The following is a 16,277-nucleotide window of genomic DNA, read 5'->3' on the forward strand; positions in this document are numbered from 1 at the left end:
TGATGCGGGCCATGTCGATCGACCGGGGTGCCGAGTTCGCCGAGTTCTGGGCTGAACGGCACCTGTGCACGTTGTCCACCGTCCGTCCCGACGGGACTCCGCACGTGGTGCCGGTCGGCGTCACGCTCGATCTTGAAGCAGGTGTCGCGCGGATCATCACCTCCGGCGCGTCGTGGAAGGTCAAGCACGTGCGCAAGGCCGGGTACGCCGCTGTGTGCCAGGTGGACGGTCGGCGTTGGTCCACCTTGGAGGGTGTGGCGGTCGTGCGCGACGACGTGGAATCCGTCGAGGAGGCCGTGCGGCGGTATGCGCTGCGCTACAAGCAGCCGCGGGTCAACCCGCAGCGCGTGGTGATCGAGATCCAGGTGAAGCGTGTCACCGGCACCGTCTGACGTCGTTGTCATCGGCATCGGGGCCGACGGGTGGGACGGGCTGTCGCCCGCCGCTCAGCAGGCGATTTCCGGCTCGCGGGTGTTGATGGGGTCGCAGCGGCAGCTCGACCTGGTGCCGGGGGAGTTCGAGCGGGTCGCTTGGCCGTCGCCGCTGGTGCCGGCGTTGCCCGGGCTGTTCGAGAAGTACCGCGAGGTGTGTGTTCTGGCGTCTGGTGACCCGATGTTCCACGGCATCGGCACCACTTTGGTCCGGTTGCTGGGTGATCGGGTGACGGTCATCCCGCACCCGTCGTCGGTGTCGCTCGCCTGTGCACGGCTCGGGTGGGCGTTGAACGAGGTCGAGGTCGTGTCGTTGGTGGCGCGCTCGGTCGACCTGCTACGGCCCGTGTTGACTCCGGGACGGCGCGTGCTCGTGCTCGGTGGTGACCCGGCTGCCGTCGCCGAAGTAGTGGGTGTGGCTGGGCAGATCGTTGTGCTCGAACAGCTAGGTGGGTCCGCCGAGCGGGTTTACCCTTGGTCCGGGCAGGACTCGGACCCGTTGTGCGTGATCGCGATCGAGTACCGCGGGAGCGCTCTCTCGCGGGTTCCCGGACTGCCTGATGACGCTTACGAATCCGATGGCCAGCTGACGAAGCGAGAGGTGCGGGCTATTTCGCTGTCGAGATTGGCGCCGCTGCCGGGGCAGCTGCTGTGGGACGTCGGGGCCGGGTCGGGTTCCATCGCGATCGAGTGGGCGCGCACGCATCCGACGTGCCGCGTTATCGCCATCGAGCAGTCGGCCGAACGCGCAGAGCGAATCGCCGGTAACGCTGCGTCTCTGGGCGTGCCGGGTGTGGAGGTCCACATCGGACGGGCGCCGGACGCGTTGGAGGGGCTGGAGAAGCCCGACGCGATCTTCATCGGCGGTGGCGTGACCGTGCCCGGCGTGATGCAGGCGTGCTGGGACGCTTTGGCTTCGGGCGGTCGTTTGGTGGTGAACGCCGTGACGCTGGAGTCCGAGGCCGTGGTGGCGCAGTGGTACGCGCGGCTCGGCGGCGACCTGGTGCGGATCGCCGTGAACCGCGGCTCGTCGGTCGGCAAGTTCACCGGCTGGCGGCCGCACATGCCCGTGACGACGTGGAGCGTTACCAAGTGACTGTGCACTTCATCGGGGCCGGGCCCGGTGCGGCCGACCTGATCACGGTGCGGGGGCGTTTGCTGATCGAGTCGTCACCGGTGTGTCTGTACGCGGGCGCGTTGGTGCCCGTGGAGTTGCTGGACTTCTGTCCTGCTGGGGCACGCAAGGTCGACACGGCCTCGCTGACGCTGGACGAGATCGTCGCCGAGCTGGTCGCGGCCTCGGAGCAGGGGTTGGACGTGGCCCGGCTGCATTCCGGGGACCCCTCGGTGTTCAGCGCGATGGCCGAGCAGATGCGCCGGTTGGACGCGCTGGAGATCGCTTACGACGTGACGCCCGGCGTGCCTGCTTTCGCGGCCGCGGCGGCGTCGTTGCAGCGTGAGCTGACCGTGCCCGGTGTCGGGCAGACGGTGATCTTGACGCGGACCTCGCAGCGCGCCACGCCGATGCCGGACGGTGAGGACCTCGACACGTTGGGTCGCAGTCACGCGACTCTCGTGCTGCACCTGGCCGTGCAGCGGATCTCGGACGTGGTCGCGGAGCTGGTGCCGAACTACGGCCTGGACTGCCCGGTCGCGGTCGTCGCCTATGCGTCGCGTGAGGACGAGGTCGTGCTGCGCGGGACGTTGGACGACATCGCTTCGCAGGTCGAGGCCGTCGGGATCAAGCGGACCGCGGTGATCATCGTGGGGAACGTGCTGGGCGCGACGCAGTTCCCGGACAGCCACCTGTACTCGGCCACGCGCGTTCGATGATCCTGATCCTCGGCGGGACGGGGGAGGCTCGGGAGCTCGCGCGGCGGGTGGTGGGTGCCTCGGCGGCGGACGGGGCGGTGGCCTCGCCTTCTCCGGCGGCTGGCTCCTCGGTGGCCGATGGGTCCGGCACCCCGCGTCCGCCCGTCATCTCCTCCCTGGCCGGCCGCGTCAGCAACCCGGCCCTTCCCGCAGGCGAGATCCGCGTCGGCGGCTTCGGCGGAGTCGACGGGCTCGCGCAGTGGTTGCGCGACAACGATGTCCACGCCGTGGTCGATGCCACGCACCCGTTCGCCCGGCGGATCACCGCGAACGCCTTCGAGGCCTGCTCCCAGACCGGCGTCCCGTTCCTCGTCCTCCGGCGGCCCGGGTTCACCCCGCAGCCCGGCTGGAGCTGGGTCGACAGCGTTGCCGACGCCGCGCGGGAACTGCCCGGGACGCGGGTCTTCCTGACGACCGGCCGGCAGGACCTCGCCGAGTTCGCCGCGTGTCCGCAGTGGTTCCTGGCGCGGATGGTCGAGCCGCCGGAACCTCCCCTGCCGCAACGGATCGAGGTGCTGCTGTCGCGCGGTCCGTTCACTGTGGACGGTGAGCTGGAGCTGATGCGGTCTCGTGAGATCGACGTCCTGGTGACCAAGGACAGCGGCGGCTCGATGACGTCGGCCAAGCTCGAAGCCGCACGCCGTCTCGGTGTGCCGGTCGTGATCGTGCGTCGGCCACCGCTCCCACCTGCGGAAACAGTGGCCGACGTCGATGCCGCCGTCAGCTGGTTGGGTACCGTCGGGGCGTGAAGACGACGCCCTGGGGCGTCACGATCGTCTGCGACGAGCCGATGATCAGCAGGCAGCGCATGTCGATCGTGGCCGCGTCGAGGGCGCCCAGCGTGAGGACGCGGATCTCCTCCTCCGGTCCGCCGACATCGCGGCCGACGACGATCGGCGTCTCCGGGGCACGGTGCTGGAGCAGCAGGTCGCGCATGTCCGCCACCTGGTGCGTGCGGGCCTTGGACGCCGGGTTGTAGATCGCGATGACCAGGTCGGCCTTGGCGGTGGCTTCGAGCCGTTCGGCGATGACGTCCCACGGCTTGAGCCTGTCGCTCAACGAGATCACCGCGTAGTCGTGCCCGAGCGGTGCGCCCGCCTTGGCCGCCACGGCGTTCGCGGCAGTCACGCCGGGGATGACGCGCACCGGCACGTCCTGGGTCTCCGCGGCGACTTCCAGCACCGCGGTGGCCATGGCGAAGACGCCGGGATCGCCCGACGACACGACGGCGACTCGTGCGCCCTTACGTGCCAGGTCCAGGGCGAAGGCCGCGCGTTCGGACTCGACCTGGTTGTGCGAGGAGTGCCGCTTCTGGCCGGGGCGTTGCGGGACTCGGTCGAGGTAGGTGCTGTAGCCGACCAGTTCGTCGGCGGCCTCCAGCTCCTGGCGGGCCTCCGGGGTGAGCCACGCGCGGGCTCCAGGACCGAGGCCGATGACCACGACCTCGCCCTTCGGCTTGGCGGGCTTGGACTGGCTCGGCAGCAGGGCCAGCGAGAAGTACGGGACGCTCTCGGGGTCGACGTCGGCCAGCGGCGACATCTTCTGCCGGCCGGTGGTGGCGCGTTCGACGTACCACGCGCCGTCGAGCCTGCCGGACGCTTCGAGGGCGTCGCGGACGTTGCCGAAAGTGCGGCCCAGCTTGAGGATCGCGGCGCTGTCGGTGTCGGCGAGGCGGGTCGCGAGCTCGGCGGGCGGCAGCGTGCCCGGCAGGATCGTGAGCACCTCGTCACGTTCCACCAGCGGCGTGCCGAGGACTGCTGAAGCACCGCTCACGGACGTGACGCCAGGGACCACTTCCCACTCGTAACGGTCGGCGAGGCGTTTGTGCATGTGCATGTAGGAGCCGTAGAAGAACGGGTCTCCGGCGGCCAGGACGACGACGTCGCGTCCGGCGTCGAGGTGCGCGGCCAGCTTGGCGGCGGCCTCCTCGTAGAAGGCGTCGATCTCACCCTGGTAGTCGTCCGTGTCCTCGGTGGTGACCGGGTAGACGAGCTGTTCCATGATCTGACCGTCCCGGAAGTACGGCGCCGCAATGGTCCTGGCGACCGACTTGCCGTGCCGGGCGCTGTGGAACGCCACCACGTCGGCTTCGCTGATGAGTCGCGCGGCCTTGACCGTCACGAGTTCCGGGTCGCCGGGACCCAGGCCGACGCCGTAGAGCTTGCCCGTCATTCTTCCTCGCTCGCGATCGCGTTGATGGCCGCCGCCGTCATGGCACTGCCGCCGCGCCGGCCGCGCACCACGAGGTGCTCCAGATCCGTTGCGGCCAAAGCTTCCTTGGACTCCGCTGCCCCGATGAACCCGACCGGGATGCCCAGGATCGCGGCGGGCCTGGGGGCTCCGGCGGCGATCAGGTCGAGGAGGTGGAACAACGCCGTGGGGGCGTTGCCGATCGCGATCACCGCGCCGCCGAACCGGTCCGCGAGCAGCTCCAGGGCGGCGGCACTGCGCGTGTTGCCGATCTCCGCCGCTCGTGACGGGGTGCGCGGATCTCCCAGGTGGCAAAGGACTTCGTTGTCCTTCGGCAGGCGGCGGCGAGTCACGCCGGACGCGACCATGTTGGCGTCGCACAGGATCGGCGCACCGTTTCGCAACGCTTCCCGGGCGTCGCGCACGACGTTCGGGGAGAAGGCGACGTCGTCCGGCAGGTCGGTCATGCCGCACGCGTGGATCATGCGGACGACGACTTTCGCGACGTCGTCGGGGAACCTGGTGAGGTCCGACTCAGCGCGAATGGTGGCGAAGGACTGGCGATAGATCTCCGCCCCGTCCCTGATGTACTGCGTCAACGGATCTCCTCGTAGCCGTCGCCGGTCGCGACGAACTCGGTCACATCGCCTGCGGGACGGCCGCAGCGGCGAGCACAGCCTGACCAGTGAACGGGGCGGTCGTGCGGGGTTCCGAGCCAGGCGCGCGCGTCCGCACGCACGTCGGAGAGCGACTTCGCGCAGCCGGGACGGCCGGTGCAGGCGCTGACGCCGTGCCACGGGGAGGCCGGGTCGGTGATCAGGCCGGACGTGTCGGTGCCCGCGGGGACGACCAGGCTGCGCCACGGCGTCAGGCGGAGCGGGACGCCGGGGAGTTGGTGAGCGTCGAGGCGGCCCAGCGGGACGCCTGGGGTCACAGGTGAAGGTGCGACAGGAGTCACAACCGGGGTGAAGCGAGGGGCCTCGGTGGCGCCGAAATGAGCGGTGATCTTTCGCACACCGTCGTCCACTTCGGACAGGCGCCAGGAGGTGCCGCGGAGCTGCTGGAAGAGGCGGGCGGCGGTGACGACGGCGTCGACCGGGTCGGTGACGCGGACGCCGGTGTCGCGGCCGGCGAGCAGCAGGATCCAGGTGGAAGGGGTGGCGGAGCGGATGCCGGGGGCCGCGACGGAGGCTGGGCGGGCGGCGCCGGGCGCATCGTTGCCTGCCGGGCCCACATCGCCGCTGACCAGGCCGATGTCGCCGCCCAGCCCGCTCACCGACGCACCTGCGGTCACCAGGAAACGCCCTGGCAGCGAGGCCAGCGCCGGGTCCGCGCACAGGGCCGCGTCGATCTCGTCGACCAGCGCCTGGTTGTCCTCCAGCGGCGCCGCGATGATGTTGCGGATCCGCTCGTGCGACGCGGAGGGCAGCAGCCCGGCCGCGGCCAGCCGCGCGCCCAGCTCCACGCCGTCCGCCAGGCCCCTGATCTGGAGGTTCGCCCGCGAGGTCAGCTCGATCGAGCCTGAACCCAGTTCGAGCGAGGCGAGGCGCACGACGTCCCACTGAGCAGCGGAAAGAGTGCCGCCCGGCACCCGGATGCGCGCCAGCCCGCCGTCGGCCGCGGCGTGCAGCTCGACGGCGCCGGGGCAGGCGTCCGGGTGACTACGCATAGGTCGGACTGTAACCCGCCGGTTAGGGTGAGCCCGAACGACGAAGCGCTGGAGGAAGCCGGTGTGAATCCGGCGCGGTCCCGCCACTGTGACCAGCGAACACCGCTGGGAGTCAGGAACTCCGCTTCGCCTGTCACCCGCACTTTGGGGCGAGGACCCCACGAGGGATGGAGCCTGCGTGATCCTGTTGCTGTCGACCTCCGACACCGACCTGCTGTCGGCGCGTGCGAGCGGTGCCGAGTACCGGCTCGGCAACCCCGCGCGACTCACGACCGACGACCTGCCCGAGCTGATCCAGGACGTCGACCTCGTCCTCGTGCGCATCCTCGGTGGGCGCCGGATGTGGGAGGAAGGCCTCGACTGGCTGCTGGCGTGCGGCCTGCCGGTGGTGGTCCTCGGTGGTGAGCAGCAGCCCGACGCGGCGCTGATGGAGCTGTCGACTGTGCCTGGTGGCGTGTGTGCCGAGGCGCACCTCTACCTCGCGCACGGCGGTCCGGCGAACCTCACCGAGCTGCACAAGTTCCTGTCGGACACCGTGCTGCTGACCGGCCACGGCTTCGAGGCCCCCGTCGCCACCCCCACGTGGGGTGTGCTGGAACGTGAGGTCAGCCCAGAAGGTCCGACGGTCGCGGTGCTCTACTACCGCGCGCACCACGTGGCCGGGAACACGGCGTTCGTCCACGCCCTGTGCGACGCGATCGAGGCCAAGGGCGGCAAGCCCCTGCCGGTCTTCTGCTCCTCGCTGCGCACCGCCGAACCCGAACTGCTCGACACGCTGCGCCAAGCCGACGCGCTCGTCGTGACGGTGCTCGCGGCCGGTGGCACGAACCCCGCGAAGGCATCGGCGGGTGGCGACGACGACGCGTGGGACGTCGGTGCGCTGGCCGCGCTCGACGTGCCGATCCTGCAGGGCCTGTGCCTCACGTCGAGCCGTGAGACGTGGGACGAGAACGACGACGGACTGTCTCCTTTGGACACCGCCACCCAGGTCGCGATCCCCGAGTTCGACGGCCGGATCATCACGGTTCCGTTCTCCTTCAAGGAGATCGACGAGGACGGCCTCACCGTCTACGTCGCCGACCCGGAACGGGCGCTGCGCGTCGCGGGCATCGCCGTGCGGCACGGCAGGCTGCGGCACATTCCCGTCGGGGACCGCAAGATCGCGGTGATGCTGTCGGCGTACCCGACCAAGCACTCCCGCATCGGCAACGCGGTCGGCCTGGACACGCCGGCGTCGACCGTGCGGCTGCTGAAGGCCATGCAGGAGCACGGTTACGACATCGGTGACGCGCTGCCGGGCGTGCAGGAGCTGGACGGCGACGCGTTGATCCACGCGTTGATCGCGGCCGGTGGCCAGGACGCGGACTGGCTGACGCAGGAGCAGTTCGAGAGCAACCCCGTGCGCATCGCGGCCGCGGACTACCGGGAGTTCTACGACACGCTGCCCGAGGACTTCCGCGAGTCGATGCAGGAGCACTGGGGCGAGGCGCCGGGCACGCTCTTCGTCGACCACTCCAAGTCCAAGGACGGCGAGATCGTGCTGGCCGCGTTGCGGTCCAGCAACGTCGTCGTGATCGTGCAGCCGCCGCGCGGGTTCGGCGAGAACCCGATCGCGATCTACCACGATCCGGACCTGCCGCCGTCGCACCACTACCTCGCGGCGTACCGGTGGATCGAGTCGAACTTCGGCGCGGACGCGGTCGTGCACGTCGGCAAGCACGGCAACCTGGAGTGGTTGCCCGGCAAGACCGTCGGCATGTCGGCGTCCTGCGGCACGGACGCGGCGCTCGGCGACCTGCCGCTGGTCTACCCGTTCCTCGTCAACGACCCCGGTGAGGGCACGCAGGCCAAGCGGCGGGCGCACGCCACGCTGGTCGACCACCTCGTGCCGCCGATGGCTCGCGCCGACAGCTACGGCGACATCGCGCGCCTGGAGCAGTTGCTGGACGAGTACGGGAACATCTCGGCGATGGACCCGGCCAAGGTACCGGCGATCCGCGCGCAGATCTGGACGCTGATCAAGGCCGCCAAGCTCGACCACGACCTGGGACTGGACGACCGGCCGCACGACGCGGAGTTCGACGAGTTCATCCTGCACGTCGACGGCTGGCTGTGCGAGGTCAAGGACGTCCAGATCCGCGACGGCCTGCACGTCCTCGGCGAGGCACCGACCGGCAGCGTCCGCGTCAACCTCGTGCTCGCCATGTTGCAGGCACGGCAGATGTGGGGCGGTCAGGTGGCCGCGCTGCCCGGTCTGCGCGAGGCGCTCGGGCTCACGACCACGACCCGTGAAGACGTTGACGCGATTGAAGAAGAGGCGCGCGGACTCGTCCAGGCGATGGAGGACGCGGGCTGGAACCGGGACACGGCCAGGACTCTGCACGAGTCCGAGGACGTGCAGAAGATCCTGGAGTTCGCGGCGGTCGAGGTCGTGCCCAGGCTGGCGCGCACCACCGACGAGATGACGAACGTCCTGCACGCGCTGGACGGCGGCTACACCCCGGCCGGCCCGTCGGGTTCTCCGTTGCGCGGCCTGGTGAACGTGCTGCCGACCGGCCGCAACTTCTACTCGGTCGACCCGAAGGCCATCCCGTCGCGGCTCGCGTGGGAGACCGGCCAGGCCATGGCCGACTCACTGCTCGCCCGCTACCGCGAAGAGAACGACGGCGAATGGCCGCCCTCGGTCGGTCTGTCGGTCTGGGGCACGTCCGCGATGCGCACCGCCGGTGACGACATCGCCGAGGTGTTCTCGCTGCTGGGCGTGCGACCGGTGTGGGACGACCAGTCGCGCCGCGTCACCGGCCTCGAGGTCATCGCGCTGGACGAGCTGGACAGGCCGCGCATCGACGTCACGGTGCGGATCTCCGGCTTCTTCCGGGACGCCTTCCCGCACGTCGTGTCCATGTTGGACGATGCCGTGCAGCTGGTGGCCGCGCTGGACGAGCCCGCGGAGCAGAACTTCGTGCGGGCGCACATGCTCAAGGACCTGGAAGAGCACGGCGACCAGCGCCGGGCCACGTTGCGCGTCTTCGGTTCCAAGCCGGGCGCGTACGGCGCGGGCGTGCTGCCGTTGATCGACAGCCGCAACTGGCGCGACTCGTCCGACATCGCCGAGGTCTACGCGGTGTGGGGCGGCTACGCGTACGGGCGCGGTGTGGACGGGGTGGCGGCGCGCGCGGACATGGAGTCGGCGTACCGGCGGATCGCGGTGGCGGCCAAGAACATCGACACCCGCGAGCACGACATCGCCGACTCGGACGACTACTTCCAGTACCACGGCGGCATGGTCACGATGGTGAAGGCGTTGACGGGCAGGGCACCCGCCGCGTACGTCGGTGACAGCACGCGCCCGGAGGCGGTCCGCACGCGGACGTTGACGGAGGAGACCTCACGGATCTTCCGTGCCCGCGTGGTGAACCCGCGCTGGATCGGGGCGATGCGGCAGCACGGGTACAAGGGCGCGTTCGAACTCCAGGCGACGGTCGAGTACCTGTTCGGCTACGACGCCACGACCGGCGTCGTCGCGGACTGGATGTACGAGAAGCTGACCGAGTCGTACGTGCTCGACCCGGAGACCCGGAAGTTCCTGCAGACCAGCAACCCCTGGGCGTTGCACGGCATCGCCGAGCGTCTGCTGGAGGCGGCCGAGCGCAAGATGTGGGAGCACCCGGAGGAGTCCACTTTGGACGCGCTGCGGGCGGCCTATCTCGAAACGGAAGGCGACCTGGAAGACGGAGCCTGATCAGGCCGAGACAGGTCCGAACACGTAGGAGCCGGCGGCGGCAGCGTTGTCGCCGGCCCAGAACTCGGCCCACAGCGTGGCGAACTCGGCCCGCGACAGCCTGCCGTCACCGTCGAGGTCCAGGACGGTGAAGTCGGTCGTGCCTTCGCGGCCGAGCCAAGCCTCGATCATCACCCGGTACTCGTCCTCGGAGACGTAGTCGTCGCCGTCCGCGTCCACGGCACCGAACATCGCGTCCGCCGTGCCGAGCACCGGCTCGATGTTGGCGGGCAACACGTCCACGACGTTCAGCACGTCGTCCAGCGTCACCCTGTCCGCGCCGCCCGCCGCCGACTGGAGGGTCGTCCACCAGCCGAGCATCACCTGGGACAGCAGCTTCTCGTCGCTGCCGCGCAGGCTCGCCCAGCGCGCGGCGAGGAGCCGGAAGTCCTCCGCGGTCAGATAGCCGTCACCGGTGACGTCCATCGCGCCGAACACCAGGTGCACCTTGCTGCGCTGAAATTCGCTCGCCATGCGCAGGACCATAGGACCGGAAGGCGCAACCGAACCATCGGCCGAACGGGTCCGAACTAGTCCACGAACAGAGCATCAGCCAGCTGCAAACGGCCGGACACTCCGAGCTTCCGGTAGATCCCCGAGAGCACGCCCTGAACGCCGCCGACGGGCATGAGCAGCGTGGACGCGATCTCGTCATCCGAACGGCCGCGGGCCGCCAGTTCCGCCACCTGGTGCTCCGTCGGGGTGAGCGCGGTCGGCCCGGTCTGGCGCATCCGCCGAGGTCCGGCGCTCGTCGCCACCAGTTCGGAGTAGGCCCGCGCGGCCATCGCCGAGGATCCGCACTTCTGCGCCAGGTCCATCGCGTCACGCAGGCACGTGCGCGCGAAAGCCGTGTCGCCCTGCCGCCGCACCACGACGCCGAGGTCGACCAACGCGCGCGCCAGCTCCAAGCGGGCGGGAGAGCCGCGCAGCACCCGCACGGCCTCTTCCAGCAACGTCCGCCCGGCCGCACCCGCCGTGACCCGGCCGGCCGCGCGCAACGCCATGCCCAACGCCCTGGGCGCGCCCCAGTCGCGTGCCAGCGTGACCTCTTCCATGGCCAGTTCGCGGGCCCGTTCGCCGTCGCCCGTCGCCGCGCTCGCCAGGGCCGCGCCGGAACGCCACGCCAGCGCCGCCGGATTGCGGTACGGCCACGCCGCGCAGTGCCGTCCGGCGGCCAGAAACGCTTCCAGGGCCTCGTGATCGTCGCCTCGCGCGGTCAGCATCCGTCCGCGCACGGTCAGCACGCCGCCGTACGACCAGACGCGCCGCGCCGCGTCCGTCGAGGCCTCGGCGATGACCTCGGCTGCCTCGTCCAGGCGGCCCTCTTCGAGCAGGATGTCGGCGAGCAACGCGGCGTGCCACGTCGACACCGCGTGCCAGCGCCGGTCCTGGCGCAGATGATCGGCCGCGACCTCCAGGTCGGCGCGGGCGGAGACGAGATCTCCCTTGCGGCGCTGGACGTTCGCGCGCATCACGTTCGTCAGCGCCCGCAACGCCGGAGCCTGCGCGCGGTCGACCTCGTCCAGCACGGCCAGCGCCTCGTCCAGCGAGTCGGCCAGGTTCAGCGTCATCGCGGACGCCAGCGACGACAGCACGCCCGAGGCCGACACGAGCGGAACCGCTTCGACCGCGCTGATGTCCCCGACCATCACGTGGTGCAGCACCCCGGCCGGCGTGTCGAGCGACACCGACGACGGCACGGCCTCCTGCCACACCAGCCCGTGCACGGCCAGATGTGCCTGGGCCAGTGGAGAACCGCCCAGAACCACCGGGATCTCGGCGGGGTTCCCCTCGGCGTGCAGAGCGTAGGACAGGGCCACCGCGGACTCCACGTCGTCCACATCGGACTGGAACGCCTCGCGCAGCCGGGCCGTCGCGCCGGGCAGGTCGCCGACCAGCTCGGCGATTCCCAGCAGCCGCAACGCCCGCGACGGGTTCGCCACCGGTTCGCGCAACGCCCGCCACAGCAACCGCGCGGCACCGGACGTGTCGCCCTGGTTCACCGCCTCCTGCGCGGCCCGGTCGAGCACCTCGCCGGCCCACGGTTCCAGGCCGGGCGAGGTCTCCAGCAGATGATCGGCGACCGCCCGGTCTGATGCGCCGTGCGTGCGCAACGACCGTGCGGCCCGAAGGTGCAACGCGGCCCGCGCACCGGCCGGCATGTCGTCGAGAACCGCGGGCCCGGCCACACCGAGCAACTCGACCGTCCGCATCGCTTCGGCCAACTCGACGGGGCTGAGCCGCGTCAGCTCGGCCAGCACGCCGGGATGCGGCGAGGAACCCAGAGCCGCCAGGCAATGCGCCGTGGCCACCACGGAGGCCGGACGGCGGCGCAGCCGAGCCGCCATGATCTCGCCGGCCACCTCCGCACCGCGCTGCGCGACCCGCCACGCGGCCTCGGCGGTCGGCGGCACCCGGTCCTCCGCCAACGCCTTCAGCAGCCGCGTCACGGTCAGCGGGTTCCCGCCGGTCGCCTCCACACAGGCGGTCACGAACTCGGGCGCCGCCTCACCCAGCGCCGACGTGACCAGCACACCGATCTCGGCCGGAGTCAGGTTGTCCAGCGTGACCCGTTGGCACGCAGCCATGATCTCGCCATAAGAGGGATCGTCGCACCGCTCGCCCACACCCACGGCCAGCACGAGAGCGATCGGCAACCGCTGCACCCGCAACGTCAGATAGGCGAGCCAGCGCAGGGAAGCGGCATCGGCCCAGTGCGCGTCGTCCACGACGATGAGCAGGTCACCGCGCGCGGCCAGCCCGGCGGCCAGCCGGTAGACGCCGTGCAGCACGGGAAAATCGGCGGCGACCGCTGTGAGCCGCAACGCGTTCGTCGCCTCTGCGGGCACGAGATCAGGGTCGATCAGGTCGAAGAGCTGTGCCACGATCCCGAACGGCAGGTCGCCCTCCAGCGCACTGCCACGAGCCCGCACGACCTGCCCCTGCCAGCGCGCGGCGAGGTCGTCCAGCGCCGCCGTCTTGCCCGTGCCGGGTGCGCCTTCCACCACCGTGGTCGTGCCCGGCACCACCTGATCGCTGATTCCGGCGCACCACACTTTCAGCCGGTTTTCCAAGATCTCTCCACAATCCGCCGCTGAAAGTATCAGCGGAATTGATGTTAGGAGAAAGCGCTCCACTTGCCCAGGTAAAGGTTCCTGCGCTAAGGGCGTCTCAACAGGAGAGCTGCACGTATGATCCCGCGGGCAACTACTCGAATGGGTAGCGGCAGCGTGGCGGCGGCCTCACCCGCTCATCCCAACGGCCTAGGAGAGGCGCTTCGGGGCTGGTCGTGGTGCGGGTCGTTGTGGTAATGCAGCGAGTGTTCTCCGCCGCCGCGGAGCGAAAGGAAAAATGGGTGTCGGGGAATCGGGACGGGGTGTTTCGCGGCCGTGAGGGAGAACGGGAGCTCCTGAGCGGTGTGCTGAACGCGGGCACCGGTGTGGTGCTGATCGAGGGGGCCGCGGGCACCGGGAAGACGCGGTTGCTGGACGAGATCGCCGCCGTCGCCGCCGGCCGCGGGTTCGAGGTGGCCACCGCGCGGGACGAGCTCGATCAGCCGTTCCTGTTGGCCCGCCTGGCCGACCGTCGCCCGGACGGCCCGGCGCTCGTCGTGCTGGACGATCTCCACCTGGCCGAGCCGGGCACCCTGGCCGCCCTGCGCGCACTGTTACCCGCCTCCATCCACGAAAAGGTGGTCTGGCTGCTCGCCCGCCGCCGTGGCGAGGGCGCGGACCGCCTGTTCGCCGCCGCCGCACAACGCGGAGCGACCCGGATCGAGCTGCGGCCGTTGGCGGACAACGTGGTCGAGGACCTCGTGACCGACCTGACCGGCGGCATCCCCGACCACGACCTGAAAGCGCTTGCTTCGCTCGCCCAGGGCAATCCCGCCGCGCTGATCGGACTTTTCGCCGCCCTCCGGCAGGACGACCAGGTGGCGGTCACCGCCGAGCACGCCTCGATCAGGACCGACCGCTCGCCGCGCGCCACCGAGGCGTTGCTGCGCGACCGCGTGAGTGCGTTGAGCGGCAAGGCGAGGCACCTCCTCCAGGTCGCCTCGGTGCTCGGGCCGCGCTTCGAACCCGGTGACGTCGCGGAGATGCTGGCGTCGAGCACCGCGATCCTGTTGCCCGCCCTGGACGAGGTCATCGGCGCGGGTGTCGTGACGTCGCTGGACGACCGGCTGGCGTTCCGTCACGAACTGCTCTGGCGGCTGGTCGCCGACTCCGTGCCCCTGCCCGTGCGGCGCGCGCTGCACCGCGAGGCCGGAGAGATGCTGCTGGCGCGCGGGGATTCCGCCGTCCTCGCCGCGAGGCACCTGCTGCACGGCGCCCAGCGCGGCGACGCCCGGTCGATCGGCGGCCTCGTCGCGGCGGCGAAAGCCGTGCTGTGGAACGCCCCCGAGGCCGCGGCCGAACTCGCGGTGCGCGCGCTCGAACTGACCGACCAAGCGTCTGCTTCGCTGGTCCACCGCACGGTCATGGCAGTGCGTGCGCTCACCGCCGCCGGCAAGCTCACCGCCGCGCAGGCGCTCGCGCGGGAAGCCCTGTCCCGGCACGTGTCCCCGGAACCCGCCGCCAAACTCCGGCACTGCGTGGCCACGACGACGTTGCTGGGCGCCCGGCACGCCGAGTCGCTGGAGATCTCCGAGGCGTTGCTGCGCGAGCCCGGCCTGGCCCCGGAACTCGTGCCGTGGGTGGAGATCACCCGGCTGATGGCGTTGCTCGGCCACGACCGGCGCCGCGCGGAGGAACTCGCCGAGGAGGTCGTGCGCACCCACCAGGGCTCGCCGGACGACGTGCTGGCAACGGCTTTGGCCGTGCTCGCGGCGATCGCGCGCGACACCGGACGGCCCGGCGCCGCGCTCGAACTCGCCCGCGAGGCCGCGCGGTCGGGCACCTCCCACGACCTCAGCGCGTACCCGCAGTTGCTGTTCGCGACGCTGCTCGCGGGGCTGCGGGAGTTCGCCGAGGCCGACGACGTGGTGCGGCGGGTGCGCGGCGGGCCGTCCGCGGTGGTGACCAGGGAGGTCATGACCGCGGTCGTGCAGGCGCGGATCCTGTTGCAGGCAGGGCGGATCGAGGAGGCCTCCGTCGAGGCGCGTGCCGCGCTGACCGTGGCGGAGGAGACCGGGCACGAGTCGGTCGTCGCGCCCGCGCTGGCAGTGCTGGCGATGGTCGCGATCCACACCGGCGACCTGCCCGCCGCGATCGAACACGTCGAGCGCTACCGCGAGCAGGTCCCCGCAGACGGGATCCTCTTCTCCCGCGCCTACTACCAGTGGGCCGACGTGCTCGTCACCCACGTCGGCTCCGGGCTCGAGAAGGCGCTGGCGCTGCTCACCGACGAGTACCCGTGCCTGGTGTCGTCGGGGCTCTTCGCGGAGGAACCCCGTGCCGCCGGGTGGTTCGTGCGCCGGGCGCTGGAGGCGGGGGACGAACGGCTGGCGAAGGCCGTCGTGGACCGCGCGGAACGGCTCGCCGAGGAACACCCCGGGTTCAGCGCCGTCACCGCGGCCGCGGTGCACGCGCGCGGTCTGTTCGACGCCGACGCGAAGTTGCTGGAACTGGCCGCGCAGCAGCACCGCGACCTGTGGGCGCGGGCGAACGCGGCGGAGGACCTCGGTGTGCTGCTGACCGGCTCGCCGGACCGGGCGGGGTCGGTGAAGGCGCTGGAGAGCGCGCTCGGCCTGTACCGGGAGATCGGCGCGTCACGGGACAGCGCGCGGGTCCTGGGCCGGTTGCGCAAGCTCGGCAGGCGCCGCAGGGCCGCCCCGGCGCGCCCCGCGTCCGGATGGTCCAGTCTGGACGACACCGAACGGGCGATCGCCAACCTGGTGGCCAAGGGTCAGACGAACCGGCAGATCTCCACGCAGCTGTTCATGTCGCCGCACACGGTGAACTTCCACCTGCGCAAGATCTTCCGCAAGCTGGAGATCAGCTCTCGCGTCGAGCTGGTGATGAGGTCGCGGGACGACCAATAGGTGTGGCGGTGGTCCGCTTGGCCTGGCGCCGGAGCTGAAGGATGCGGGCCGCGCCCACGACGGCGACCAGCAACGCGCCGCCGATCGCGCCGAACAGCAGCGCCACCCCCAGGGGAAGGCTGAACTGGCCCCACAGGAAGTGGATCGTCGCGTTGCCGCCGTTCTGCAGGATGAAGATCAGCAGGAAGATCAGCACGACGATCGCCACCAGCACGGCGATCCAGGTCCCGCTGATCCGGGTGGGCCGCAGCTTCTTCGGTACGGCCGGCGCCGGAGCGGCCGGAATCGGTTCCGTGACCGGCGTTTTCGGGGACTCGTCGCTCGGGTTCGCCACGATCCACATTATCGGCGCCC

The 16,277-nt window shown here is 70.9% G+C and carries 12 protein-coding genes and 1 riboswitch; of the genes, 6 read left to right on the forward strand and 6 right to left on the reverse strand.

The genetic code is table 11. The annotated features are described in order from the left end of the window. Positions 1–11 precede the first annotated feature (11 nt). Genes BM417_RS27995 through BM417_RS28010 form a run of 4 tightly spaced genes read left to right on the forward strand, consistent with a single transcriptional unit; the run spans position 12 to position 3,052 of the window. Entirely contained in the window at positions 12–392 is a 381-nt protein-coding gene (locus BM417_RS27995) for a PPOX class F420-dependent oxidoreductase (RefSeq protein ID WP_177320638.1), read from the forward strand. Next, complete coding sequence (gene cbiE / locus BM417_RS28000; protein ID WP_093600804.1) at positions 373–1,527, forward strand: precorrin-6y C5,15-methyltransferase (decarboxylating) subunit CbiE; 1,155 nt, start codon at positions 373–375, stop codon at positions 1,525–1,527. Before BM417_RS27995 ends, cbiE begins: the two co-directional genes overlap by 20 nt. Next, positions 1,524–2,264, forward strand: coding sequence for a precorrin-4 C(11)-methyltransferase (gene cobM / locus BM417_RS28005; protein WP_093600806.1), 741 nt, complete (start codon positions 1,524–1,526; stop codon positions 2,262–2,264). Before cbiE ends, cobM begins: the two co-directional genes overlap by 4 nt. Beyond that, complete coding sequence (locus BM417_RS28010; RefSeq protein ID WP_093600808.1) at positions 2,261–3,052, forward strand: cobalt-precorrin-6A reductase; 792 nt, start codon at positions 2,261–2,263, stop codon at positions 3,050–3,052. The genes cobM and BM417_RS28010 overlap by 4 nt, the downstream gene beginning before the upstream one ends. Here the strand turns inward: BM417_RS28010 and BM417_RS28015 are convergent. Genes BM417_RS28015 through BM417_RS28025 form a run of 3 tightly spaced genes read right to left on the reverse strand, consistent with a single transcriptional unit; the run spans position 3,024 to position 6,162 of the window. Next, entirely contained in the window at positions 3,024–4,475 is a 1,452-nt protein-coding gene (locus BM417_RS28015; protein WP_093600810.1) for a precorrin-2 C(20)-methyltransferase, read from the reverse strand. The genes BM417_RS28010 and BM417_RS28015 overlap by 29 nt on opposite strands. Continuing rightward, entirely contained in the window at positions 4,472–5,092 is a 621-nt protein-coding gene (locus BM417_RS28020) for a precorrin-8X methylmutase (RefSeq protein ID WP_093600812.1), read from the reverse strand. Before BM417_RS28020 ends, BM417_RS28015 begins: the two co-directional genes overlap by 4 nt. Then, positions 5,089–6,162, reverse strand: coding sequence for a hypothetical protein (locus BM417_RS28025; protein ID WP_093600814.1), 1,074 nt, complete (start codon positions 6,160–6,162; stop codon positions 5,089–5,091). The genes BM417_RS28020 and BM417_RS28025 overlap by 4 nt, the downstream gene beginning before the upstream one ends. Before the next feature lie 26 nt (positions 6,163–6,188). Then, a riboswitch (adenosylcobalamin (AdoCbl) riboswitch) is annotated at positions 6,189–6,336 on the forward strand. A gap of 4 nt (positions 6,337–6,340) precedes the next feature. Between BM417_RS28025 and cobN the strand changes: the two genes are divergently transcribed. Then, positions 6,341–9,904 (forward strand): cobaltochelatase subunit CobN, encoded by a 3,564-nt coding sequence (gene cobN / locus BM417_RS28030; RefSeq protein ID WP_093600816.1) that lies wholly within the window; start codon positions 6,341–6,343, stop codon positions 9,902–9,904. On the opposite strand, the gene BM417_RS28035 is transcribed toward cobN, so the two are convergent. Both BM417_RS28035 and BM417_RS28040 read right to left on the reverse strand, forming a co-directional pair. Continuing rightward, positions 9,905–10,417 (reverse strand): EF-hand domain-containing protein, encoded by a 513-nt coding sequence (locus BM417_RS28035; RefSeq protein WP_093601403.1) that lies wholly within the window; start codon positions 10,415–10,417, stop codon positions 9,905–9,907. A gap of 56 nt (positions 10,418–10,473) precedes the next feature. Continuing rightward, the gene (locus tag BM417_RS28040) at positions 10,474–13,017 is read right to left on the reverse strand and encodes a helix-turn-helix transcriptional regulator (protein ID WP_177320639.1); all 2,544 of its coding nucleotides are present in this window, start codon (positions 13,015–13,017) and stop codon (positions 10,474–10,476) included. Between the two features lie 281 nt (positions 13,018–13,298). On the opposite strand from BM417_RS28040, the gene BM417_RS28045 reads away from it, so the two are divergent. Then, positions 13,299–15,923 (forward strand): helix-turn-helix transcriptional regulator, encoded by a 2,625-nt coding sequence (locus BM417_RS28045; protein WP_143138827.1) that lies wholly within the window; start codon positions 13,299–13,301, stop codon positions 15,921–15,923. Here BM417_RS28045 and BM417_RS28050 read toward each other — a convergent pair. After that, positions 15,877–16,257, reverse strand: coding sequence for a LapA family protein (locus BM417_RS28050; protein ID WP_407656175.1), 381 nt, complete (start codon positions 16,255–16,257; stop codon positions 15,877–15,879). The two genes, BM417_RS28045 and BM417_RS28050, sit on opposite strands and share 47 nt — an antisense overlap. Positions 16,258–16,277: the final 20 nt, after the last annotated feature.

The organism is Lentzea waywayandensis, assembly GCF_900115955.1.
Lineage (GTDB): Bacteria > Actinomycetota > Actinomycetes > Mycobacteriales > Pseudonocardiaceae > Lentzea > Lentzea waywayandensis.